At 60.1% G+C, this 1,279-nt stretch carries 1 protein-coding gene; it reads left to right on the top strand.

Annotated elements, in window-relative coordinates:
- Window positions 1–87: 87 nt before the first annotated feature.
- Window positions 88–1,217, top strand: a protein-coding gene (locus tag DWU98_RS21535) for an IS3 family transposase (RefSeq protein ID WP_115497624.1) whose coding sequence is annotated in 2 segments (ribosomal slippage) — window positions 88–349 and window positions 349–1,217 — 1,131 coding nt in all. Because the reading frame shifts where the segments join, the coding sequence is not laid out codon by codon here.
- The last annotated feature ends 62 nt before the right edge of the window (window positions 1,218–1,279 follow it).

Here is a 1,279-nt window from a genome sequence, read left to right as displayed (position 1 = left end):
AGAGCTGGCCCCGGAAAACTGAACAGCCCGATAGGTGGATTTCCTGCTCAATGAGGCGATGATAATCGCCGTAGAAGGAGCAGATCGATGGCAAGACGACCCCGTCGTAATCACTCACCGGCCTTCAAGGCCAAAGTGGCGTTGGCCGCAGTACGCGGCGAGAAGACGCTAGCCGAACTGGCCCAGCAGTTTGATGTGCATCCCAACCAGATCACCCAATGGCGAGCGCAGCTGCTGGAGAGCGCGGCCAGCGTGTTCGGCGCGACATCCGAGGCCGCGCCACCGCCGGTGGACGTGAAGGCGCTGCACGCCAAGATTGGCGAGTTGACGTTGGAAAACGATTTTTTAGAAAGCGCGCTCACCAAGGCGGGTTTGCTGGGCGCAAAGCGATGATCGACCGCGACCATCCTTTGCCGCTGACACGGCAAGCCAAGGCCGTGGGCATCAGCCGTGGCTCGGTGTATTACCTGCCGCGACCGGTGCCAGTGCAGGATCTGTCGCTGATGCGCCGGATCGACGAACTGCACTTGGAGCACCCGTTCGCGGGCAGCCGCATGCTGCGCGACCTGTTGCGCCGTGAAGGCATCGACGTGGGCCGTAAGCACGTGACAACGCTGATGCGGCGCATGGGCATCGAGGCGCTTTATCGCAAACCCCACACCAGCCGCCGGCATCCAGGGCATCGCATCTATCCGTATCGGTTGCGAGGCGTGAAAGTCACCGCACCTAATCAGGTTTGGGCCATGGATATCAGTTATATCCCGATGGCGCGCGGCTTCGTGTATCTGGCCGCCGTCATCGATTGGTACAGCCGCAAGGTGCTCGCCTGGCGCGTGTCCATCACGATGGAGACGGCCTTCTGCATCGAGGCGGTGGAAGAGGCGCTGTCACGTTACGGTACGCCCCAGATCTTCAACACCGACCAAGGTAGCCAATTCACCAGCGAAGCGTTCACCGGCCTGCTCACACAACACGGCATCACCATCAGCATGGACGGCAAAGGCTGCTGGCGTGACAACGTCTTCGTCGAGCGGTTATGGAAGTCGGTGAAATACGAAGAGGTCTACCTGCATGCCTACGAGACCGTCAGTCAGGCCAAAGCTTCACTGGCGCGCTACTTCCACTTCTACAACGAACGGCGTCCACACTCCGCGCTTGATCGACGGACACCTGATGAGGCTTACTTCCCGATAACGGCTTTGCCCAAAGCCGCTTAAACCACGCAGGCAATCCACTTATCCAACCGGGCTTCGCTGTTCAAACCACTGGGGCCAGCTCT

Source organism: Dyella monticola, from assembly GCF_003363155.1.
Classification (GTDB): Bacteria; Pseudomonadota; Gammaproteobacteria; order Xanthomonadales; family Rhodanobacteraceae; genus Dyella_B; species Dyella_B monticola.
This window is presented reverse-complemented; position numbering and strand designations above follow the sequence as displayed.